The sequence below is a fragment of the Thermoanaerobacterium butyriciformans genome, assembly GCF_017874545.1.
Classification (GTDB): Bacteria; Bacillota; Thermoanaerobacteria; order Thermoanaerobacterales; family Thermoanaerobacteraceae; genus Thermoanaerobacterium; species Thermoanaerobacterium butyriciformans.
This window is the reverse complement of the sequence record NZ_JAGGLT010000001.1, coordinates 77,501-99,817: the sequence shown is the minus strand read 5'-3', so window position 1 is coordinate 99,817 and position 22,317 is coordinate 77,501. Positions and strand designations below refer to the sequence as shown.

The 22,317-nt window shown below is 35.2% G+C and carries 22 protein-coding genes and 1 riboswitch (1 of these 23 running past the window's edge); of the genes, 6 read left to right on the top strand and 16 right to left on the bottom strand.

Annotated features, from left to right (window positions below):
• Window positions 1–8: 8 nt before the first annotated feature.
• Both J2Z80_RS00505 and J2Z80_RS00500 read right to left on the bottom strand, forming a co-directional pair.
• Entirely contained in the window at window positions 9–2,423 is a 2,415-nt protein-coding gene (locus J2Z80_RS00505) for a homocysteine S-methyltransferase family protein (protein ID WP_209452609.1), read from the bottom strand.
• 13 nt (window positions 2,424–2,436) lie between these two features.
• Window positions 2,437–3,336: a methylenetetrahydrofolate reductase gene (locus tag J2Z80_RS00500; RefSeq protein WP_209452608.1), complete on the bottom strand. Its 900-nt coding sequence runs from the start codon at window positions 3,334–3,336 to the stop codon at window positions 2,437–2,439.
• A 58-nt stretch (window positions 3,337–3,394) separates the two neighbouring features.
• Window positions 3,395–3,489: riboswitch (SAM riboswitch) on the bottom strand.
• A gap of 153 nt (window positions 3,490–3,642) precedes the next feature.
• Here J2Z80_RS00500 and J2Z80_RS00495 point away from each other — a divergent pair.
• On the top strand, window positions 3,643–4,572 hold the full coding sequence (locus J2Z80_RS00495; RefSeq protein ID WP_209452607.1) for a DUF362 domain-containing protein: 930 nt from the start codon (window positions 3,643–3,645) through the stop codon (window positions 4,570–4,572).
• Between the two features lie 168 nt (window positions 4,573–4,740).
• On the opposite strand, the gene J2Z80_RS00490 is transcribed toward J2Z80_RS00495, so the two are convergent.
• From J2Z80_RS00490 to J2Z80_RS00445, 10 genes are all read right to left on the bottom strand, one after another.
• Window positions 4,741–5,154: a SoxR reducing system RseC family protein gene (locus J2Z80_RS00490; RefSeq protein ID WP_209452606.1), complete on the bottom strand. Its 414-nt coding sequence runs from the start codon at window positions 5,152–5,154 to the stop codon at window positions 4,741–4,743.
• 35 nt (window positions 5,155–5,189) lie between these two features.
• On the bottom strand, window positions 5,190–6,029 hold the full coding sequence (locus tag J2Z80_RS00485; RefSeq protein ID WP_209452605.1) for an RnfABCDGE type electron transport complex subunit B: 840 nt from the start codon (window positions 6,027–6,029) through the stop codon (window positions 5,190–5,192).
• A gap of 13 nt (window positions 6,030–6,042) precedes the next feature.
• Window positions 6,043–6,621 (bottom strand): electron transport complex subunit RsxA, encoded by a 579-nt coding sequence (gene rsxA / locus J2Z80_RS00480; RefSeq protein ID WP_209452604.1) that lies wholly within the window; start codon window positions 6,619–6,621, stop codon window positions 6,043–6,045.
• The gene (rsxE, locus tag J2Z80_RS00475) at window positions 6,590–7,264 is read right to left on the bottom strand and encodes an electron transport complex subunit RsxE (RefSeq protein WP_209452603.1); all 675 of its coding nucleotides are present in this window, start codon (window positions 7,262–7,264) and stop codon (window positions 6,590–6,592) included. The genes rsxA and rsxE overlap by 32 nt, the downstream gene beginning before the upstream one ends.
• Before the next feature lie 10 nt (window positions 7,265–7,274).
• On the bottom strand, window positions 7,275–7,892 hold the full coding sequence (locus J2Z80_RS00470; RefSeq protein WP_209452602.1) for an RnfABCDGE type electron transport complex subunit G: 618 nt from the start codon (window positions 7,890–7,892) through the stop codon (window positions 7,275–7,277).
• Window positions 7,882–8,829 carry an RnfABCDGE type electron transport complex subunit D gene (locus J2Z80_RS00465; protein ID WP_209452601.1) on the bottom strand — a complete coding sequence of 316 codons (948 nt, stop codon included), beginning with the start codon at window positions 8,827–8,829 and terminating at the stop codon, window positions 7,882–7,884. The genes J2Z80_RS00470 and J2Z80_RS00465 overlap by 11 nt, the downstream gene beginning before the upstream one ends.
• 61 nt (window positions 8,830–8,890) lie before the next feature.
• The gene (gene rsxC / locus J2Z80_RS00460; protein ID WP_209452600.1) at window positions 8,891–10,216 is read right to left on the bottom strand and encodes an electron transport complex subunit RsxC; all 1,326 of its coding nucleotides are present in this window, start codon (window positions 10,214–10,216) and stop codon (window positions 8,891–8,893) included.
• Between the two features lie 58 nt (window positions 10,217–10,274).
• Window positions 10,275–11,078, bottom strand: a complete 804-nt coding sequence (locus J2Z80_RS00455) for a sugar phosphate isomerase/epimerase family protein (protein WP_209452599.1) — start codon at window positions 11,076–11,078, stop codon at window positions 10,275–10,277.
• Between the two features lie 110 nt (window positions 11,079–11,188).
• The gene (locus J2Z80_RS00450) at window positions 11,189–12,544 is read right to left on the bottom strand and encodes a glucose-6-phosphate isomerase (RefSeq protein ID WP_209452598.1); all 1,356 of its coding nucleotides are present in this window, start codon (window positions 12,542–12,544) and stop codon (window positions 11,189–11,191) included.
• Between the two features lie 64 nt (window positions 12,545–12,608).
• Window positions 12,609–13,106 carry an HD domain-containing protein gene (locus J2Z80_RS00445; RefSeq protein ID WP_041587535.1) on the bottom strand — a complete coding sequence of 166 codons (498 nt, stop codon included), beginning with the start codon at window positions 13,104–13,106 and terminating at the stop codon, window positions 12,609–12,611.
• A 238-nt stretch (window positions 13,107–13,344) separates the two neighbouring features.
• Between J2Z80_RS00445 and J2Z80_RS00440 the strand changes: the two genes are divergently transcribed.
• The 3 genes from J2Z80_RS00440 (at window position 13,345) to pepT (ending at window position 15,909) form a co-directional block, all read left to right on the top strand.
• Window positions 13,345–13,842 (top strand): nitroreductase family protein, encoded by a 498-nt coding sequence (locus tag J2Z80_RS00440; RefSeq protein ID WP_209452597.1) that lies wholly within the window; start codon window positions 13,345–13,347, stop codon window positions 13,840–13,842.
• Window positions 13,843–13,992: 150 nt separating this feature from the next.
• On the top strand, window positions 13,993–14,589 hold the full coding sequence (rpsD, locus tag J2Z80_RS00435) for a 30S ribosomal protein S4 (RefSeq protein WP_209452596.1): 597 nt from the start codon (window positions 13,993–13,995) through the stop codon (window positions 14,587–14,589).
• Window positions 14,590–14,682: 93 nt separating this feature from the next.
• Window positions 14,683–15,909 (top strand): peptidase T, encoded by a 1,227-nt coding sequence (gene pepT, locus J2Z80_RS00430; RefSeq protein ID WP_015311175.1) that lies wholly within the window; start codon window positions 14,683–14,685, stop codon window positions 15,907–15,909.
• A 33-nt stretch (window positions 15,910–15,942) separates the two neighbouring features.
• Here pepT and J2Z80_RS00425 read toward each other — a convergent pair whose 3' ends face one another.
• From J2Z80_RS00425 to J2Z80_RS00415, 3 genes are read right to left on the bottom strand one after another with little or no spacing between them, the layout of a single operon-like run.
• Entirely contained in the window at window positions 15,943–16,716 is a 774-nt protein-coding gene (locus J2Z80_RS00425) for an alpha/beta hydrolase (protein ID WP_015311174.1), read from the bottom strand.
• A 39-nt stretch (window positions 16,717–16,755) separates the two neighbouring features.
• Window positions 16,756–17,436: a 4'-phosphopantetheinyl transferase family protein gene (locus tag J2Z80_RS00420; RefSeq protein WP_015311173.1), complete on the bottom strand. Its 681-nt coding sequence runs from the start codon at window positions 17,434–17,436 to the stop codon at window positions 16,756–16,758.
• Window positions 17,436–19,805 (bottom strand): helicase C-terminal domain-containing protein, encoded by a 2,370-nt coding sequence (locus J2Z80_RS00415; protein ID WP_245301053.1) that lies wholly within the window; start codon window positions 19,803–19,805, stop codon window positions 17,436–17,438. The genes J2Z80_RS00420 and J2Z80_RS00415 overlap by 1 nt, the downstream gene beginning before the upstream one ends.
• A 92-nt stretch (window positions 19,806–19,897) precedes the next feature.
• Between J2Z80_RS00415 and J2Z80_RS00410 the strand changes: the two genes are divergently transcribed.
• Window positions 19,898–20,905, top strand: a complete 1,008-nt coding sequence (locus J2Z80_RS00410) for a small ribosomal subunit Rsm22 family protein (protein WP_209452595.1) — start codon at window positions 19,898–19,900, stop codon at window positions 20,903–20,905.
• Here J2Z80_RS00410 and J2Z80_RS00405 read toward each other — a convergent pair whose 3' ends face one another.
• Window positions 20,906–21,805: a DUF1848 domain-containing protein gene (locus tag J2Z80_RS00405; protein ID WP_209452594.1), complete on the bottom strand. Its 900-nt coding sequence runs from the start codon at window positions 21,803–21,805 to the stop codon at window positions 20,906–20,908. It lies immediately after the preceding gene.
• A 333-nt stretch (window positions 21,806–22,138) separates the two neighbouring features.
• Between J2Z80_RS00405 and J2Z80_RS00400 the strand changes: the two genes are divergently transcribed.
• On the top strand, window positions 22,139–22,317 hold the 5' end (the start) of the coding sequence (locus J2Z80_RS00400) for a nitroreductase family protein (RefSeq protein WP_015311164.1). The gene runs 697 nt beyond the window's last position; the window shows 179 of its 876 coding nt (coding positions 1–179); its start codon is at window positions 22,139–22,141; the stop codon falls past the right edge of the window.

Below are 22,317 nucleotides of genomic sequence, written 5' to 3'. Positions count from 1 at the left end.
ACCGGCTTTTACTCTTTGTTTAATTCATTAAACACTTTATCAGCTATCCTTACAGCTTCTTGCGCATTTGCGCCATAGTAATCTGCGCCAATTTTCATCGCATAGTCTTCAGTAAGCACAGCACCACCAACCATGATTTTTACATCATGTTCCTTCCTTAATATTTTAATCGTCTTTTCCATGTTATTAAGGGTAGTTGTCATTAATGCGCTAAGCCCTACAAGCGGTGCTTTTGTCCGTTTCAGCTCGTCAACTATAGTAGATGGTTTCACGTCTTTCCCAAGATCTATTACCTCGTACCCATAATTTTCGAGAAGAACTTTGACTATATTTTTTCCTATGTCGTGTATGTCGCCTTCTACTGTTGCAAGTATTATTTTCCCTTTTGAACCCATCCCTTTAGGCATCTTTTCTTTTAATACTTTAAAAGCGCTTTCCACAACTTCAGCAGAATTTAAAAGCTGTGGCAGAAAATATATTCCTTTGTCATACCTATCCCCTACATCATTCAATGCAGGTATTATCGTATTATCTACTATACTTAATGGCTCTACTCCTTCACTAAGTATCTCCAGCACTAATCTATCTATGTCTGCCTTTTTGCCTTCCAGTATGTTTTTATAAAGAATTTGGCTTGCATCTTTTTTTAATTTATCCTCAATTGTTACATTTGGTATATTGCCGATTTTGTCATCTTTTTTATATGTTTGTATATATCTTTCACATCTTAAATCTCTAGATGTCAAAACCATTGATGCATTTAATATATCCATCGTAATTTTATCGTTTGGATTTACTATTACTGCATCAAGGCCGTATGATGCTGCCATAGCAAGAAATGCAGTATTTATAAGATAACGTTCAGGCAAACCATAGGATATGTTGCTAAGTCCTATAATCGTGTTTACACCAAGCTCACTTTTTACAAGTTTTATTGCTTTTAAGGTTTCAATCGCCGCCGTCTGCTCCGATGACACAGTAAGAGCTATACAATCAATTATGATATCTTCTTTTGGTATTCCATAGTCAAAGGCTGTTTTTACAATCTTTTCAGCATTTTTAAGCCTTTCCTCCTCATTTTTAGGAAGCCCCTCGTCGCTTATTGTAAGCCCTATGACGCTAGTACCATACTTTTTAACGATTGGCAATACTTCTTTTAAGCTTTTTTCTTTTGCGCTTACAGAATTTATAATTGGCTTTCCTCTTACTATCCTTACTGCTTTTTCTATTGCTTTAACATTGCTACTGTCTATCTGCAGTGGCAGATTGACAATATTTTGAATCTGTGAGACCACATAAGGCATCAGCTTCTCTTCATCTATCCCTGGTACACCAATATTTATATCAAGTACATTTGCACCTAAATTTTCCTGTGAGCTTGCTTCATCAAAAAGAATATTAAAATTCCCATCTTTAATAGCATCGCTTAATTTCCTTTTACCTGTGGGATTTATCCTTTCTCCAATTACACATATAGGATTGTTACCACCTATAAAAACAGTTTTTGTATTTGATGAAACTGCTGTGTATTTTTTTACGATAGATTCTTTCTCTGTACCGTGTATCTCAGCTTTCAAAAGCTTAATAAATTCCGGAGTAGTCCCACAGCAACCACCTACAATAGATGCGCCACACTCTAAAAGTTCTTTTGACTGACTTGCAAACTGCTCCGGCGATACATTGTAGAACGTCTTACCATCCTTTAAATGCGGCATCCCGGCATTGGGCTGCGCCAAAATAGGTATTCGCGCAACTTCCGACATCTTCTTCACTATATCTGCCATCATATCAGGCCCTGTAGAACAATTGACTCCAATAGCATCAAGTCCCAATCCTTGAAGACTTATTATGGCTGTTACAGGGTCTGTCCCCATCAGTGTCCTACCATCTTCTTGAAACGTCATAGTGCATATTACTTTTAAATTTGTATTCTCTTTAACTGCGAGAATAGCCGCCTTCGCTTCTAATATATCTGACATAGTCTCAATAAGTACCAAATCAGCACCGGCTTTTTCCCCTTCTACAGCAACCTCTGCAAAGGCACTATAAGCCTCGTCAAATGTAAGCTTGCCAAAAGGCTCCATCAATTCGCCAATAGGCCCTATAGAAAGAGCCACAGCTTTATCGCCAGCTGCTTTTCTGGCTATATGTACCGCACTTTTGACTATTTCAGGTAATTTATCTGATAGATTGTATGATTTTAATTTTATTCTATTAGCGCCAAATGTATTTGTTTCGATGACATCAGCACCAGCATCAATGTACGATTTATGAATTTCATATACGATATCTGGGTGTGTAATGTTATAGTACTCTGGGCACTCTCCTGTTTTAAGCCCTTTCATTTGAAGCATAGTGCCCATCGCTCCATCAAACACAATCACACTATTCTTTAAATTCTTAAAAATATCCAATTGATACATCTCCTTACAGTGATTACAAAACTTCTTTAACATCTGTCTTCATATTTTTCACACCGTTGACAATATCGACGACTATATCCGTCCTTCCAAGTGGCATAATATGAACACCATTTATCACATTTTTTATCTTATTTATAAATTCTACTGCAATTTTTGTTCCTTCGCCTTTTCCGCTGTTTTTTAATCTTTCAATGATGTAGTCAGGCACTTCAATACCAGGCACTTTTTCATTTAAGTTTACGGCCATCTTGTAGCTTTTAAGTGGCAAAACACCTACTAAAACCGGTATATCAAACTCGTTTATTGCATCAAGGAACCTATATAAAATTTTCTCATCATAAACAGGTTGTGTCTGTATGAAAGATGCCCCATTTTCTATTTTTATCTTTAATTTTTCTATTGCTTCCTTGCTTAAATCATTTGGATTTGCTGTAGTACCTATACAAAAGCTTGTGGATGACTCCAGTCTGTTTCCACTGTAGTCAAATCCATTGTTTAACGATTTTGCAATCTTAATTAACCCTATAGAATCCACATCGTATACACCAGTTGCTTGAGGTACGTCTCCACGTTTAGGGTCATCTCCTGTCAATGCAAGAATATTTCTTACTCCAAGGGCATATGCCCCTAAAAGCTCTGCCTGAAGACCTATAAGATTTCTATCCCTGCAAGTTAGATGGAATATAGTTTCTATATTCAGATGATTTTGCAAAAGATGTGCAAGCGCAATCGGACTCATCCTCATGTTTGCCATAGGACAATCAGTTATATTTAAAGCATCTGCTATTCCATATAATTTTCTTGCTTCTTCAATAGAATTTGAAATATCAGCTCCTTTTGGCGTTGACATCTCAACAGTAACAACAAATTCACGGTTAGTGAGCTTTTGACATAAATTTTTTGAATTTAACAATATAACCCCTCCTGATAAAAATAAAAAAATCTCTTCGCCAAAAGAAGAGATAAATATGCTCCCATCTTTCAGCGATATGCTGCTGGAATTGGCACCGTGATATCCGGTTGCCGAGCTTCATAGGGCCAGTCCCTCCGCTACTCTTGATAAGAGTTTATTATATTAATTTGTTAAATTATATAATACAATCCAGATGCTTAAATGTCAATGAAATATTTGTTGAATCATTAAAATTCCTTGGTGTTTTATGCTGCAATTAACTTTTATTTTTTTTAAAATGTGAAAAGATATATGTGAGGTGATTTTATGAGATACAGAAAAATAGTCGAACCTGTAGTTTCCATCACAACGGGGCCTGATGAAGTAGAAAATCTAAACAATGCATTAAATTTACTTCCACTTCAAAATTTAATAGATGCAGGCAACACAGTTGTGATCACACCTAATTTTGTCAAAAGCAAACCGCCACAAAGCGGTACAATAGTCGGTCCAAATACATTAAGGGCATTAATCAGGTATATAAAATCGAAAAATCCCGGAAGAATAGTGATCGCTGCTGGTTCTGGCGGTGATCCTACGCCAAAAGTCATGTCAGATAATGGCATTGATAAAGTCATATCAGAAGAGGGCGTAGAATTCGTGGATTTAAATTATGGACCTTATGTAGAGCTTTTGCTGGACGATTGCCTCGTTAAGTCTACAAAAGTAAATGAGCTTTATGAAAAGATGGACGTTTTGATTTCATTCACCCAGATGAAGATACACGAGGAAGCAACTGTATCCCTTGGAATAAAAAACATAGCTTTAAGCTGGCCTCCTGCAGAAATACATGGATTCCCGAAAAAAAATCTAGGGATACATGATGATCTACACAACTTCATAAGAGCTATGGCAGAAAAAATCTCTATAGATCTTACGATTTTAAGTGGGCAAGAAGCGACGATAGGCACAGGCCCATCTGAAGGAAAGCCTATCAATGCAAACATGATAATAGCAGGAACTGATCCTGTAGCAACTGATACGGTAGGTGCCAGAATGTTTGGATTTATGCCTCAAGGGGTAAATTATCTATTTCAATGTGCCAAAAGAGGTGTGGGGATAGGCGAATTAAAAAATGTCACAATTAAAGGAATACCATTGCAACAGGCTGAATTAAATTTTTCAACTTTAGCATACGGTTACGGCATTGCATTGGATTCTAACGGAATCAAACAAATGGTGCCTGGCAAATCATGAAAATGTTAAGTTGCACAAATAAAGGGTTTTAATTATTAAAATATTATGAAATCCCACTGCAAAAGTCTTCTTTATCTATTATTAGATAAAACATTTTTAAATTTAGGTAAATTTTGGAATTGCATAAAACTAGATAATAATCAGTTTTGCAGTGGAATCATATGCATTTTATATTTTTTTAATGACAGGTTTGTATTCTTTATTTATTACCTTTTTACTATAGTATTTAATGCCTATAAATGATATAGCTGTAAATAACAGTCCCGATATAGCCTCTATCATTTGTGAAAAATTATCTATTCCAAACATATTTGCTATGGCATAACCAACAAACACACCTACAAAGAAAAATAAAAGCGGTATGCCATACATTATCATAGTAGCCTTTAACATTGAAGTTTCTTTAATTTCTAATAAAACATTATCACCAACTTTTAATTCATCAATTGCATCAACTTCAACCATCATTCTGTTATTGCTTCCCATATCACATGCATGGCATTTCCCGCACATATCATTTCTTAATAGCTCAACTTTTGCTTTTCCATCTTTTATATTGGCAACGCATCCTTTTTCAACCATCATAACACCTCATTTAAAGAAATTCTTATTCAATATTATACATTTGTCTTATTTGCAATTAAACTAGACTTAAATGGATATATAGAGTCGGTAGGACATTTTTCAACACAAGCCATGCATGATGTACATTTTTCATAATCTATTTTCGCCAGATCGTTTATAACATGTATAGCATCATAATTACATGCTCTTTCGCACGCTTTGCATCCTATACATCCAACTGTACACACTGGCCTTACATCTTTGCCTCTATGAATGTTAGAACATATGACTCTAGTCTTACTTTCCGCATCAACTAGCTCTATTATATTTTTTGGACATGCATCTACGCAAATTCCGCAGCCAGTACATTTACCCTCATCTACAATAGCAATTCCATCACCGTTTACATGTATAGCGTCAAATGGACATAATTTTTCACAAGTTCCAAGGCCAAGACATCCAAAACGGCAATCTTTTGATCCCTCTTGGTACTGCACTGCTGACCTACAATCATCGATGCCAAAATATTTATATTTTTCTGATGCATTTTTCCTCGTACCATTGCATTTAACAAATGCCACCATCTTTTTGCTGCTGACATCTGTTCTGACACCAATGATAGCCCCAACTTTTTTGGCAACAGATGGTCCTCCTACTTTACATCCGTCTATTGGTGCATCACCCATTAATGCTGCATGTGCGAATCCATCACAGCCTGGATATCCACATGCACCACAATTAGCTCCGGGAAGAGCATTTCTAACTTCTACTTCCTTTTGATCAACCTGAACTTCAAATTTTTTAGATGCATATGCTAAAACTATTCCAAATACTAAGCCCATTCCTCCAAGACTTGCTAATGGAAATATCAAATATGGCAATATTCCACTCATCCAAAGCACTCCTTTATATTAAACCTTGAAAACCGAGAAAAGCTATTGACATTAGGCCTGCACCAATAAGGGCTATCGGAAATCCTTCCAGCACTTTTGAAATTGGTGCAAGTTCTAACCTTTCCCTTATCCCAGCATATAAAACAATCGCAAGCGTAAATCCTACAGCAGAACCAAATCCGTTCACAACTGCCTCAATGAAGTTATAATTTTCTTGAACATTTAAGAGTGCAACACCTAAAACTGCACAGTTTGTCGTTATAAGCGGTAAATATATGCCTAACGCCTGATGCAAAGCTGGACTTGATTTTTTTATTACCATTTCTACAAATTGTACTAGTGAAGCTATTACAAGTATAAATGCTATTGTCTCAAGGTAAGACAAACCTAATGGCACAAGTATCATATTATACACTATATATGCAAAAGCAGATGCTATTGTCATTACAAATGTAACGGCTATGCCCATCCCTAGTGCTGTCTCGATTTTCTTTGAAACACCCAGAAAAGGACATTCACCTAAGAATCTCACTAATACAAAATTATTTACAAGTATAGAACTAATCAGTATAAGTATAAGCTTTGTCAGCATGTGATGCACCTCCCAACAATACCTTCTTTTTTATTGATTTCTCCTTCCTATTTTTTTGAACACTTTCCAGTAATCTAAAGAATCCAAGAAGAAGGCCTAATGTTATAAATGCTCCTGGTGGCATTATAAATATCAATGCAGGTTGATAATTTGGTCCAAACAGCGATATTCCAAATACCGAGCCATTACCTATTATTTCTCTTATGGACCCCAGTATAAACAGTGCCAATGTAAATCCCAAACCCATACCAAGTCCATCTGCCGCAGACTGCAAAACAGTATTCTTATATGCAAATGCTTCAGCTCTTGCCATTATCATGCAGTTCACAACGATAAGTGGTATATATATTCCAAGGGCTTTGTCAAGATCTGGAGAAAATGCTTTAATTAGCATTCCTATTATAGTTGTAAAAGTGGCTATTACTACGATAAAAATTGGGATCCTAATCTTATCTGGTGTAACTTTCCTCAATAAAGATATTAATATATTTGAAAAGAAAAGGACAAATGTAGCTGCTATTCCCATAGCTATGCCATTTATGGCTGCAGTTGTCACTGCAAGCGTAGGACACATGCCAATAACTTGGATGAATATAGGATTTTCTTTCCATATACCGTTTTTAAATGTTTTAAATATACTCATATAAAACACCTCACTTATTTGACCCAACAATAACTTTGTATGCTTCTATGGCTGTATTTACACCTTTTGTAACAGCTCTTGATGTTATTGTAGCACCAGTTATCGCTTGAATCTGATTGTCCTGAGTTGGAGTTGTCTTTACAACTGTCAAATCTTTATCTGCCTTTTTGTCTTTATACTGTTTGTTCCAATTTGCATCTTCCGATTTTGCACCAAGTCCAGGTGTCTCCGATTGATTTACTATCTTTATTCCTGTTATTTTGCCATCTTTATCTATTCCTATCATTTCTTCAATAGGCCCGCCAAATCCTTGTGGTGCAACTTTTATTACATATCCAACAACATTGCCACTGGATTTCCCCTCGTTTATTTCTTCAATAAGTTTCGGATCTGGTGTTAATTTTGAGTCGCCTGATGTATCAAAATTAAATTTGTACTTACTTAAATCAAGTTTTGTATATTGTTCTGCAGGAAGTACAGCTTTCATTGCTTCCATATATGTGTTTTCAAGCTGCTTTGCAATAGGTCTTTCAGTAATGAAATTAAAAAAGCCTAACACTATCGCAGCTATGCCTGTAACAACCAAAAGAATAATACCTGTCTTTAAAATATCATTTTTACTGTTCACTAGTTTTTACCTCCCCGAATACTTTCGGCGCTGTATATTTGTCTATGATAGGTGTAGCTATATTCATTAGAAGAATTGAATAAGATACACCTTCAGGATATCCACCATAAAGCCTTATGATTGAAGTAAAAATGCCGCATCCAATTCCAAAAATTATCTGACCTTTAGGCGTAACCGGTGATGTAGTATAATCTGTCGCCATAAAAAATGCACCAAGAATAAGTCCACCTGCCATTATATGGTATAACGGATCGCCAGTAAATAAGCCATTCTTACCAAGCACCCATGTTAAAACTGCAACTGTCAGAATATAGCTTAAAGGTATTCTAAGTGTTATTACCCTCCTTATAAGCAGATATACTGCACCAATCAATAAAGCAAAAATTGATACCTCTCCAATTACACCACCTTTTAAACCTATAAACATATTGAAAAGAGACGGCAGATTACCTGATGCTTCAGTGCCTTTGATTATGGCAAGTGGTGTAGCACTGGCTATTCCATCCACAGTAAAGTGGCTCATAGGTACTGGCCATGATGCAAGTAAAAACGCTCTTGCAGCTAGCGCTGGATTCATGAAATTATGCCCCAATCCGCCAAACACTTGCTTAACTATTGCTATAGCAAATATAGATCCTATTGCTGCAATCCACCAAGGTACTGATACAGGAAGATTAAATGCCAATAGTATCCCTGTAACAACAGCACTAAAATCATTTATTGTTACATCTTTATGTGTCAAAATTTGTATTACCGCTTCTGTCGCAACCGAAAAAGCAACACATAATACCGTTATAAATAACGCACGAATGCCAAAAATTATGATGCCTGCTATAAGTGCTGGCATTAGAGCTATTACAACATCAAGCATTATTCTTTCAACACTATCTTCTGACCTAAAATGAGGTGATGATGTGACATATAATTTGTTTTCCATTCTATAACCCCCTGCAAAATTCTATAAAGTTTAGCTTATTCTTATATCTTTCCAACCACAATCACTTCCTTCCCTTTCTTAGAATCTCACCCTTTGCCAATCTGATGGATTCAACCAGCGGCCTTTTAGATGGACATACATAAGAGCAACTTCCACATTCTATACAGTCAACTGCATGATATTCTTTACATTTGTCAAAATCATTTTTCAACGAGTATGCACTTATAAAAAGTGGTAATAAGTTCATTGGACATGCATCTACACACCTTGCACATTTAATACACGGTTTGGGATTTTTTAAAGCTATCATATCTTCCGGTAATACTAGGATTCCTGACGTGCCTTTAATGACTGGTACATCAATAGAATACTGTGCAATCCCCATCATTGGTCCGCCAGATATAACTTTCCCTGGTGTTCCTTTGAATCCACCACAATATTCTATTAGCTCCCTAAATGGTGTGCCAATCTTGACACGAAGATTTTTTGGTGTCATGATTCCTTCGCCAGTCACAGTGACAACACGTTCTATAAGTGGTTTGCCATATTTTATAGCCTCTGCAATAGCAAAAGCTGTTCCTACATTGTCAACAACAACACCTATTTCTGCTGGTATTTTACCTGAAGGAACTTCTCTTCCCGTTATTGCTTTTATAATGTGTTTTTCTGAACCTTGCGGGTATTTTGTCTTTAATACGGCGACCTCCACACCTTCATATTCTTTGCAGGCCTTTCTTATTTCCTTTATGGCATCTTGTTTGTTATCTTCTATCCCAACATATCCTTTTGATGCCCCTAATGCTTTCATTATTGCTAAAAGCCCATGTACAATATCAACAGGTTTCTCCAGCATAAGACGGTGATCGGCTGTCAAATAAGGTTCACACTCAGCACCATTTAAAATTACAATGTCTATTTTTTTATCTGAAGGTGGATTTAGTTTTACCATAGTTGGAAATGTGGCACCACCCATACCAACTATACCTGCTTCCCTTACAATATATCTTATTTCTTCTGGTTTTAAATTATTTATATCTTCATTTGGCTTAATATTGTCATCATAATTAAATTCGCCATCTGACTCAATAACAATAGATTTTACCAGCTTACCGCTTGATGATGGTCTATCTTCTATGGCAACTACCTTTCCCGATACACTAGAATGTACTGGAGCAGAAACAAATCCATTCGCTTCACCGATTTTTTGCCCGACTTTAACGTAGTCATTTACTTTAACCAATGGTGTGCATGGAGCACCTATATGCTGTTGCAAAGGTATGATAACTTGTGACTTAGGCAAATATTCTTCGATGGGATATTTATTAGATAATTCTTTATAAGATCTCGGATGTATTCCACCGAAAAATGTATATTCCCTTGTTTTCAATGTTTACACCTCTTTTTAAAATAATTAAATTGCTTCATTAAGATTTTTGCCTCTGGTATTATTTATATTTTTCAAAGATACTTTTGAGATACTCAATGCTTTCAACCACCTCTTTCCGATCTTTATAATTGTTTCTGTACACCTCCATTATAAGCGATCCTCTGTAATCGATATTCTTTAACTCTTTATACAGTCTCCTAAAATCAAAATTTCCTTTACCAGGCAGATGCAGTTCGCCACTTAAATCGTAATCACACAAATGGACATTTGTAAGCTGCTTTCCCATAGTTTTAAGAAAATCAAAGGGATCCTTTTTGCTTTTCATTGCCTGTTTTATGTCTAATGTAAAATATATATTTTTGCTGTTTGTGACTTGCTTTATGGATGTTGCAAATTCAGGATACGAAAACCAGCACCAATAAACATTTTCCCAAGAAAATTTAACTCCATATTCTCCGGAAGTGTCAGCAATATAATCTGTATATTTTGCGATTTTCTCAAAATCTATATTAGGAAGTGTATCTTTTTTAAGTGCTGGTCCATGAAAAACATAGATCTTTGAACCGAGTATCTTGGCAGCCTTTAACACTTTTAGAAGCATCTTTGATGCATCCTTCCTTTGCCTCGATGTTGCTGAGAAAAGCTGCGGTTCAAACTGTGTCCCTATGGCATGTATAGAATTAACCTCGATTTCATATTTATCAAGGTTATCTTTCATCTCTTTGCAAAAATCTTCATCATACTCACTGTAAGATTCTAAAAAAACTTCAACTTTTTTAATACCCATATTTCCAATGATCGGAATAGTTTCTTCTGTAAGATAATCCGGGTGAAAGCAAGCAGTCGATATGCCAACTTCCATTTGATCACCATCCTAAAATCTTAACAATAACTATTTAATATTATACAAAAAATTTTTCATCAGAAAAACATAAAATTTAAAGGATATGCCTTATAGACATATCCTTTTTGTCACATTTTAAGCCTTTTTTCCAATTCTTCTTTTTCTTTCTCATAACCAGGTTTGCCTAAAAGCGCAAACATATTTTTCTTATATGCTTCTACTCCAGGTTGGTCAAACGGATTTACTCCATTTAAGTATCCGCTTATGCCGCAAGCCATCTCAAAGAAGTAAACCAGATATCCAAAGTTGTATGCAGATATCTCTGGAACATTCACTATTAGATTTGGCACGCCGCCATCATTGTGAGCAAGTACCGTGCCTTGAAAAGCTTTCTTATTGACAAAATCTATCGTTTTTCCAGCCAGGAAATTAAGTCCATCTACATTGTCCTTGTCTTCGTTTATCGTTATTTCCTTTAGCGGTTTTTCTACATTTATAACCGTCTCAAACATTATCCTGCTTCCGTCTTGTATAAATTGTCCCATGGAATGAAGATCCGTCGAAAAATCTACTGATGCAGGATATATTCCTTTGTGGTCTTTGCCTTCACTTTCTCCAAAAAGCTGTTTCCACCATTCGGAAAAATAGTGAAGCCTCGGCTCATAGTTTACTAAAATCTCTATAGATTTACCTTTTCTGTAAAGCGCATTTCTAAGTACAGCATACTGCATGCTTAAATTGTCTTTTATATCAGGTTTTTTGAAAACTAATGATGCGTCATATGCACCTTTCATCATTTCATCAATGTCAATGCCTGAAGCTGCTATAGGAAGGAGTCCTACTGCCGTCAGAACTGAATATCTGCCACCTACATCATCAGGAATCACAAATGTCTCATAGCCTTCTTCATCCGCCAGTTTTTTAAGGGCACCTTTTTTTCTATCTGTTGTGACATATATCCTAGATTTAGCTTCTTCTTTTCCATATTTGTTTTCTAAAAAATCCCTGAAGACTCGAAATGCTATAGCAGGTTCTGTAGTAGTGCCAGATTTTGATATGACGTTTATAGATACATCTTTGCCATCTAGAACTTCTAATAAATCTTGAAGGTATGTAGAGCTTATGCTGTTTCCTGCAAAATATATTTCTGGCGCCTTTCTAACTGATTGTGGCAAAATATTGTAAAATGAATGTGTAAGCATCTCAATAGCTGCCCTTGCGCCTAAGTACGAACCACCAATTCCGATTACGACAAGTGCATCTGAATCAGATCTTATTTTCTCTGCAGCTTTTTTGATTCGAGCAAATTCTTCCTTGTCGTAATCCCTCGGCAAATCAACCCAACCAAGGAAATCGCTTCCCTGCGCAGTCTTATTTAGCACCATATCAAGTGATAATTGCGCCTGTTTCTCTAGATATGATATTTCATGCTCATTTACAAAATTCAACGCATTGGAATAGTCAAAGTTTAATACATTTGTCATATGTAAACCTCCAATCTTATTTTACATCTCATATTTTATACTATATAAATTATATTATCAAGCTTTAACTTAGAAACAAGTCACCTGCAATGTTTTTGCCTGTCTTTGTCTTAAAATTCTTTTCTACAATATTGCTGACCTTTTCTCTATCTTTATACAATTCATCCTCTTCTATATTTACCAGAAGATCAGATTCCCATATTATCTGAAAATCAAGTCCATCATTTTTAGATGCCGTATGATGACCACCTATAATATAACATACTCTTTCTATTATACCCTCGTCCTCATTGTTTTTCCGCATAATCTCTCTTGCAATGGCCGGTCCCTCTATTTCCTGATATCTTCCGGATGAGCTACCATATTTTTCTTCAGCTTTTTTGATGCCGATATCATGCAAAATTGCGGTAATATACACGATCTTCTTGATTTTTTCATCAGTAATATTTTCGCCATCCACTATTCTGTCAGCAAAGCTAAGCACTTTTAATGCATGGTTTATTCTTTTTAAGTCAATGCCGTAATAATCTTTAAGTTCCATAATATATTTTAATCTCGACATAATATCATCTCCTATAAGTTTAGTTAAATTCAATTAATTAGTGCCTCCACCTGAAGAACTGTGATTCTGCTTTTTCTTGTAGAGATAATATGCTGATGCCGTCAATACATTCCATAACACACTCCCCCTCTCATTATAACAATATTTTTACATATTCATATTTTACCGTCAATAAATATTTAACCAAATTTTGAAATTGTTTTTTTAGTGGTTATAATATTAAATGGAGGTGTTTTATATGGATGCATTAGAAGTATTAAAGCAAAGAAGAGCTGTAAGATCTTTTGAAGATAAACCAATTCCAAAAAACATACTGGAAGATATTATTGACTGCGGAAGACTTGCTCCATCTGCAAACAATGTTCAACCTTGGCATTTCGTCGTTGTAACTGACAAGGAAGCTCTTAAGTATATTTCTGAAAAGGCTACATACGGCAAATTTATTAAAGATGCTGCAGCATGTGTAGTTGTATACTGTGAAAAAGAAAACATCCACCATCTAGAAGATGGTGCAGCAGCAACTGAAAATATCATACTTGCAGCAAAAGCATATGGCATCTCTTCATGCTGGGTAGCAGGGTATGATCGGACATATGAAAAAGACATAAATGAATATTTAAATGTTCCATCAAACCTTAGAATGATCTCAATTATTGCTTTAGGCTACAGTACGCAAAATCCGTCTCCAAGAAATAAAAAATCTTTAAACGACGTACTGCACTGGGAAAAATTTTAAAAAACTCGGCTTAATGCCGGGTTTTTGTATATTTTTTTGTTCTTTGATAAAAATATACTTAAGAAAAATACTTGATAAATTTTATTTCAGACTATATAATTGAATGTGATTAATTGATAATGATTATCATTATAAAATGGAGGTGAGCAGTTGGCAAGAACAATAGTACCAAAGCATAGAATGTGCAGAATTGTAGGACATCCCCTATGCGGTAGTCCAAAGTGTCCTTCGTTAAAGCGGCCGTACGCTCCTGGACAGCATGGGCTAGCTAGAGGCAAAAAGCTTTCTGAATACGGTAGAAGACTTCTTGAAAAACAAAAGCTCAAATCAATCTACAACGTTAAGGAAAGACAGTATAGAAGGTATTTTGAAAAAGCACTAAAAAGCAAGGAACCGACAAGCGAAAAACTTCTTTCACTTCTTGAAAGGCGCCTTGACAATATTGTATACAGGATGGGCTTTGCTCCTACAATATACTCTGCACGTCAGCTCGTTTCGCATGGCCATATTTTAGTAAATGGCAAAAAAGTAAATATCCCATCTTATGAGGTAAATGTCGGAGATGTCGTCTCCGTTAAAGAAAAAAGTAAAAATATGCCCCTTATAAAACAAAGCATCGGCACAAATGATATTCCACCATATATCAATGTCAATGTGGATAAAATGGAAGGCAAATTAATTAAAATGCCAAGAAGAAGTGAAATTCCTGTAGAAATTGACGACCATTTATTAGTAGAATTTTACTAAAGCCTGGTAACGGTAACCCAGGCTTTATTTCTTTTAAATTTTTCTTATAAGTGATAAAATAATTTTAGAAAATTTTAAGAAAGAAGGGGTATATTGCAAAACGTCGCTCATCGATTTTTAAAATACGTAAAGTATGAAACAACATCAGATGAAAACTCTTCAAAATGCCCTAGTACAGATGGGCAAATGGTTTTTGCCAAAGACTTGGCTGCTGAATTAAAAGCTATCGGGCTTACAGACGTATCCGTCGATGAAAATGGATATGTAATGGGAACTGTACCATCTAATATTGATAGGAAAATACCAGTAGTAGGCTTTATATCACACATGGACACAAGCCCTGATATGTCTGGAAAAAATGTAAATCCGCAGATAATCGAAAACTACGATGGCAAAGACATAATATTAAACAAGGATAAGAATATCGTTTTGTCACCAAGTGATTTTCCAGAATTAAAAGACTACATAGGAAAAACACTGATCACGACAGATGGTACAACACTGCTTGGTGCCGATGATAAGGCTGGAATTGCTGAAATAGTAACCGCCTGTGAATACCTCATATCGCATCCTGAAATAAAACACGGGACTATAAAAGTATGTATAACGCCAGACGAAGAAATCGGACGCGGTGCAGACAAATTTGACGTAAAAAAATTCGGGGCTGATTTTGCTTATACAATCGATGGTGGAAAATTGGGTGAATTGGAATATGAAAACTTCAATGCAGCATCTGCAAAAATAATAATACACGGCCGAAATGTACATCCGGGAACAGCAAAAGGCAAAATGAAAAACTCTGTTTTAATAGGAGTAGAGCTTGCTTCAATGCTGCCGCTGGAAGAAACACCGGAAAATACAGAGGGATATGAGGGATTTTATCACATAAATAATTTTAATGGTAATGTAGAAGAAACACACTTGTACTACATAATAAGGGATTTTGACAAAGAAAACTTTGAAAATCGCAAAAATTACTTGTTAAATTTGATAAACAAATTAAATGAAAAATACGGCGAAGGCACAGTAGAAATAGATTTAAAAGACCAATATTACAATATGAGAGAAATCATTGAAAAAGACATGAGTATAGTTGAAATTGCACTAAAAGCTATAGAGAAAGCAGGCGTAAAACCAGATGTGTCTCCTATCCGCGGCGGCACTGATGGAGCAAGGTTATCGTACATGGGGCTTCCAACGCCTAATATATTTACAGGAGGCCATAATTTTCACGGCAAATATGAATACATACCTATTTTTGCGATGGAAAAAGCTGTTGAAGTTATATTGAATATAGTAAAGCTTGTGACAGAAAAGTAAATCTAAAAAGGGCTCACTATTGGGCCCTCTATTTCATTTAAGCTTTTCTTTCAAAAAAGCAGCAGATTCATCGATAGCCTTCCTTTGCCAGTCAAGCCTGCTAAATGTATGATCTGATCCATCTATCGATATTCTACGTCCATTTTCTTTGTAAACTGTCTTTAAAATCTCCTCAGACACAGTATACGGAACAGCTTCATCTTTTGTGCCGTGAACTATTAGCACGTCTTTGTCATACCCTTTCGCTGACTCAAATATATCAATATCAGCTATGTCAAGCACAAATCCTTTCCCAAGTGCGAACCCACCAATATCAACAAAGCCATGTTCATTAAGCAAATTTCCTGCTTCACTCTGAGATTGAAGCATTATTGCATCTCTCATATTAAAAGCAGGAGCCCAGAGTACCAATGATTTTACGATGTCTTTGTATTCCTTTGCTATAATGGCAGCAATGGCACCACCCATGCTGAAACCCAGTATTCCGATATTATTGACATCTGTCAGAGGATCGTTCTTTACAAATTCTACTATATGTCTTGCATCTTCTACTTCACCGCTAAATGTCATGTCAATAAAGTCTCCATCGCTTTCACCTGAGCCGTAGAAGTCAAAGCGGAAACTGCCTATGCCTACCTTCTCCAACTCTCTTGACAACTTTACAAAAATAAAGTGTGACTCAACTTTATTGCCTGTAAACCCATGAAACATAACCACCATAGGAGCTTTGCCATGTGTACCGTCTGGCACATGCATCATACCCCTCAATGTCCTAGATCCATATGTCAGTTCAACAGACTTTTGCATAATATCACCTCCACCCATTTTTCTAAATTATACCATATTTCATAAAAAATTAAAAATATTATTTAATAAATCATCTTGTTTTATGACATTAACATTATTTTGAAACATATTATTCTGAGCACAGACTGCCAATTTATATCCAGCATCTATATTAAACTGCTTAAAATAAAACTTATTTTTATTTTCTCCATAAAGCTTAATTTCTTTTTCTAATTTTACAGTAAATGATTTTAATGGAACATAAAGTCCCTTGCCTAGTGCCTTGACATAGCTTTCTTTTAGTGTCCAAAGAGTAAAAAAGTAGTCTATTTTATCATCCTTTTTCATCATATCATTACACTCTTCCATCGAAAAGAAACGCTTTGCCACATTTAAATTGATATCTCTTACCTTCTCTATGTCAACGCCTAAATTATCACAATCTACAGCTATAGATGCCCACTCTCCTGAATGGGATATACTAAAAAATATATTTTTGCCTTTTAAAAAAGGTTTCCCAAACTCATTCTTATAAAATACGATATCGCTGTTTTTTAGTCCAAATTCTTTTACTAATGTCACTCGAAGCATTGCCTCTGCCAAAAGAGTCCTCAGTGCATCATCAAATTTCTTAATCTTTTTAACTCTCCATCTCTTTTCTTCTGACACTACCTCTAATAATTTACTATATTCATCTTCGCCTATATTTCTCGTGATTTTTGTAGCGTACACTTCCACCATTATAAATTCCTCCAAAAGCCGTCAAGATATGCTTCTATATTATTTTTATTGACTTTAATATACGGAAACCATTCCTTAGGAAATAATTTTATGTAGTTCTTATGCAAAAATCTTTCATCTACAAGCAAAATAACACCTCTATCAGTCTCAGTTCTAATAACACGACCTGCTGATTGCATCACTTTATTAAAGCCAGGATAAAGGTAAGCAAACTCATATCCAAGCCCATACTTTTCTTCGAAGTAGTCTTTTATTATATCTCTTTCAAGACATATTTGAGGAAGACCGACACCTACAATTATAACGCCGATTAATCTATCATTCTTCAAATCAATGCCTTCCGAAAAGATACCTCCTAGCACGCAAAAGGCTATGATTCCCTTTTTCTCATCTTCAAACATCTTTAAAAAACTCTCTTTGTCATCCTCACTCATACTGCTCTCCTGCTTGATTATCATGTTCGTTCCTCGATCTTTATAAATCTCATATATCATGTTCATATACTCATATGATGGAAAATACACAATATAATTCCCTGGCTTTTTCCACACAACTGCATCAATATACTCCGCTACTTTTTCTCGCGTATTTTCTCTATCTTTGTACTTTGTAGATACATCATCTGCTATAAGAATCATTCTGTTTTTAGTATCAAAAGGTGAATCTAAGCAAATTGCGTAATCTTCATCGCTCCCTCCTAAAAGCGACTTATAGTATGTAATCGGAAGAAGTGTGGCAGAAAAAAATATTGTCCCTCTGACTTTCTGAAGCGTTTGACTTAATAATTTAGATGGATCCAAGCAGAATAGCTTAATTTTTACATCATCACCATCTTTTTCTACGTACGTCATATATGACGAATCATACATATCAGAAATTTTCAAATAAGATAATGATTTAAAATACAAATCTATAAGCTCATCGCATTTGGATGATTTTTTATTATTTACAAGGTACAATTCAGCTTCACCTATAAACTGCCTTAAATAGCCATCCAAAGCAACTTGTTTTTCTTTCGCCACAAAAAAATTATTTTCACCGCACTGTTTTTTCATTTGAAGAAAAATAGAATTAATCTTCGATAATACCTTCTCTATTTTACTGCTTTTCCCTTGCATCGACTTTTTTAATGATAAAAACTCTTTTTTAAAAAGCTCTGCAGAAAACATCTCCCTTGACCTGTCTACAAGGTTGTGGGCTTCATCCACAAGTAGAGTAAAATCGCTCTTGTCTTGAAAAAATCTTTTTAGCCCGACATTTGGGTCAAAAACATAATTGTAATCGCAGATTACAACATCAGACCATAAAGATAAGTCTAGTGAAAACTCAAATGGACATACCGTATGTTTTTTTGCATACTCCTCAATTTTTGCCCTGCTAAAATCATCTTCATTTAAAATCATATCCATTATAGCATCGTTTATCCTATCATAATGGCCTTTTGCGTATGGGCATGACTCAGGGGTGCATTCAGTCCTTTCATTTAAACATATCTTCTCTTTTGCAGTAATAACAAGCGTCTTAATTCTTAGCCCCTTATCCCTTAGCATCTTAAACGTCTCATCTGCAACAGTACCAGCAATTGTTTTAGCCGTCAGGTAAAATATCTTTGACGTCATCCCTTCCCTCATAGCCTTTATCGATGGAAAAATTGTAGATATTGTTTTACCTATTCCGGTAGGCGCTTGTACAAAGAGTTTTTTCTCTCTTTCAATCGTCCTGTAGACAGTTACGGCTAGCTTTCTCTGACCTTTCCTGTAATTTTTATAAGGAAAATCTATCTTCTCTATGGAGCTGTTTCTTTCATTTATCCAACTGTATGATATCATTGCCCAGTTGTAAAACTTTTTTAAAAGATCTTCAAAAAATGCTTTTAGCTCATCTATAGAATACGTGTATCTCAAATATTTAATCTCATCATTATCAATCTGATAATACGTTAGTTGAATATTTATCGCAACCAAATCGTTCTGAATAGAGTATATATAAGCATAGCATTTTGCCTGTGCCAAATGTAGCGGATTGTAATTATCATCAATGTCATTTAGTTGAGCATTTGTAGTCTTTATCTCATCTATCGTAACATTGCCGTTTTCAATAATGATGCCATCCGCACGGCCTTCAACAGCAAGGATAAAATCATCGTACTCTGCTTCGTACTTTAATGAGACTTCTTTCGTATAATTTTCATTTTTCGATTTCTGTATCTTTCTATGAATCCTTGCCCCTTCTAACGCTCTTCTATTGCCGTTTCCGACAAACTCACTGTTTAAATCACCACTGCGCAATATAAACTCTACCAAGTCTCTAACTGAAACTTTTATCTTCTCTTTAATCATTACATCCAGCCTTTCATAAAGTCCATCCAACCAAGAACGGTTCTTGAGTTGAATTATAACATAAAATTATGTTTGATGGTATAATATAAATTGAACACTAATAGAAAGGATTGTTTATGTAAATGGAACTACCATTAGAACTTATCACTGCCATAGAAAACGAAACAGAAGCTATACCTATAAATAAATTAACAGCTTTAGTTTCGGATATTTCTAAGCGATACCGTGATAAAAACTATTCTGATAAATTTTTAAGCGGATATGATGAAACAATCGCTTATGTCGTATACAGGATGCCTGCCACGTATGGTGCAATATACACTGTTTTAAATCATATAAAAGAAGTATATAATGATTTTCGCCCAAAATCTCTTTTAGATGTAGGGGCAGGCCCTGGGACAGCCATGTGGGCGGCAACTGCTATATGGCAGGATATTGATCAAATAACGCTTCTGGAAAAAGACGAAAACATGATAAATATCGGCAAAAAGTTATCATCTAATTCAAATTATGATTCTATCAAAAACGCAAAGTGGCTAAAAATAGATTTAAATAGATCATTTGACGCTCACAGACACGATATCGTCATTGCATCGTATTCCATTGGTGAGCTAAATGAAGATGTACAGAGTAAAATAATAAAAAAGCTGTGGGAAATTGCTAATAATATACTGATCATTATAGAGCCAGGAACTAAAATCGGCTTTTCTAGGATAAAAAGAGCCCGGGAAGCTCTGATATCGCTTGGTGCCAATGTAATAGCACCGTGTCCACATGCCGATGAATGTCCAATAGATTTTGATGACTGGTGTCACTTTTCATCCCGTGTACAGCGGACAAGCTTACACAGAAAAGTCAAAAACGGCCAACTTCCATACGAGGATGAAAAATTTTCGTACATTTGTGTGTCAAAAAAGCCTTGTAAAGCAATAAAAAGCAGAATCATAAGACATCCACAGATAAGAAAAGGACATGTTATAATTGAATTATGTACTAAGGAGGGTATTAAGCAAGTCACAGTTACAAAAAGTAATCGAGATATATACAAAAAAGTCCGCAATCTAAAATGGGGTTCTACTTTTAACTTTCAAGATAACTCATTTCATGTAAACAAGCTTGATGTAAAATAACTAACTGTTTTTTTCCGCTATTACATCCTCATCTGTTATACTGCTGAACAATAATGGAGAATTGACATCATATAAAGTCATATTGCCATTGACAACACTACTACTGTAATTTGCATAGCAATAGATACACCTATGCATACACGTATTATAAGCTCCTATATCCACACTAGAGGCACAACCACATGCTTTTCTTTGATTTTTGTCTTTTTCATCCTTAATATTACGTCCAGAAATTTCCTTAATCAGATTAGGATCGATGCATTTTCCATGCTCTATTCCAAATTGAGACAAATCTATTTCTTCTGCGCATGTTTCAATTTTGAGAGAATACGCTTCTGCAATTTCTCCAATCCTTTTGGCTATCCTTATTTTATCTTCATCGCTAATGTCAAAAGCGCCTATCGTCCCAAGGCCTTTCTTTGCTTTAGGGTAAAAATCCACAAAGCTTATGATACACTTTGATGTATAATCTTGAAGCTTCGATGCCAATACTTCAAAATATTTATAGTGATATTCCTCGCTAATAGCTTCAGTTATAATGATAGGATCGTATCTCCAGATAACCCTATTGGGTCCTATTTTATCTGATAATCTCCTAAATGTATCTATTATTTCCGATTTCTTCGGGACATTTTTCTCAACTTTATCATCATAAGGATTCAACGTAAACTGAAAATAATATGGATATCTATCAATAATTTGAAGATTATCAATCATATTCGCCGGATTTTTACTCCAAAACACAAAGCAATCTACCACGTCAAGTGTCAAAGGCACCTTGCTTACTTGATGGAAATTAAATGGGTTTCTAACTAAAACATATCCTTCTTTAACTCTATTGTAGAACCAATCACTGTAAAACGCAGGTATATCCGTCCTTCTGCTTGCACTTATTATCATACATTAACCTTCCTTTTTATAAAGACCGCTGTGATAACAAATTACATACTTCTTATAATTTCCAACATATTGCATACAAACTGCTACTCAAATCTGTGTTTTTACCTTGTAAAAGAATTATACTTTTCATTATAGCCTTTGTCAATTTATAATATCTTCTCAAATCATGAAATTCATGTAATAAGTCAGTCTTTAAATAGTTATCTTTCTCATCAATCATTAGTTTATAAAAACTTATTAAAGAAAATACTTGACTTTAGCGTTAATATAGTACTATAAATAGTATAGTGCTACGCAACAATTTGTTTTAAAGGATAATAGGAGGATTGGCAGATGGATGCAATTGACTTATTGAAGAATAGGAGAAGCTGCAGAAATTTTTCTGATATCCCCATCGACGATGATGTTTTAAATGACATATTAGAAGTTGGTTTAAATGCCGCCAGTGGAGGCAATACTCAGCCATGCACTATAATTAAAATAAGGGACAAAGATAGAAAATCAAAGCTTAA

Coding starts and splice junctions, on each gene's coding strand:
- J2Z80_RS00505 (WP_209452609.1), bottom strand. CDS start 2,423: ATGTATCAATTGGATATTTTTAAGAATTTAAAGAATAGTGTGATTGTG.
- J2Z80_RS00495 (WP_209452607.1), top strand. CDS start 3,643: ATGAGATACAGAAAAATAGTCGAACCTGTAGTTTCCATCACAACGGGG.
- J2Z80_RS00490 (WP_209452606.1), bottom strand. CDS start 5,154: ATGGTTGAAAAAGGATGCGTTGCCAATATAAAAGATGGAAAAGCAAAA.
- J2Z80_RS00485 (WP_209452605.1), bottom strand. CDS start 6,029: ATGAGTGGAATATTGCCATATTTGATATTTCCATTAGCAAGTCTTGGA.
- rsxA (WP_209452604.1), bottom strand. CDS start 6,621: ATGCTGACAAAGCTTATACTTATACTGATTAGTTCTATACTTGTAAAT.
- rsxE (WP_209452603.1), bottom strand. CDS start 7,264: ATGAGTATATTTAAAACATTTAAAAACGGTATATGGAAAGAAAATCCT.
- J2Z80_RS00465 (WP_209452601.1), bottom strand. CDS start 8,829: ATGGAAAACAAATTATATGTCACATCATCACCTCATTTTAGGTCAGAA.
- J2Z80_RS00455 (WP_209452599.1), bottom strand. CDS start 11,078: ATGGAAGTTGGCATATCGACTGCTTGCTTTCACCCGGATTATCTTACA.
- J2Z80_RS00450 (WP_209452598.1), bottom strand. CDS start 12,544: ATGACAAATGTATTAAACTTTGACTATTCCAATGCGTTGAATTTTGTA.
- J2Z80_RS00445 (WP_041587535.1), bottom strand. CDS start 13,106: ATGTCGAGATTAAAATATATTATGGAACTTAAAGATTATTACGGCATT.
- J2Z80_RS00440 (WP_209452597.1), top strand. CDS start 13,345: ATGGATGCATTAGAAGTATTAAAGCAAAGAAGAGCTGTAAGATCTTTT.
- J2Z80_RS00425 (WP_015311174.1), bottom strand. CDS start 16,716: ATGCAAAAGTCTGTTGAACTGACATATGGATCTAGGACATTGAGGGGT.
- J2Z80_RS00420 (WP_015311173.1), bottom strand. CDS start 17,436: ATGGTGGAAGTGTACGCTACAAAAATCACGAGAAATATAGGCGAAGAT.
- J2Z80_RS00410 (WP_209452595.1), top strand. CDS start 19,898: ATGGAACTACCATTAGAACTTATCACTGCCATAGAAAACGAAACAGAA.
- J2Z80_RS00405 (WP_209452594.1), bottom strand. CDS start 21,805: ATGATAATAAGTGCAAGCAGAAGGACGGATATACCTGCGTTTTACAGT.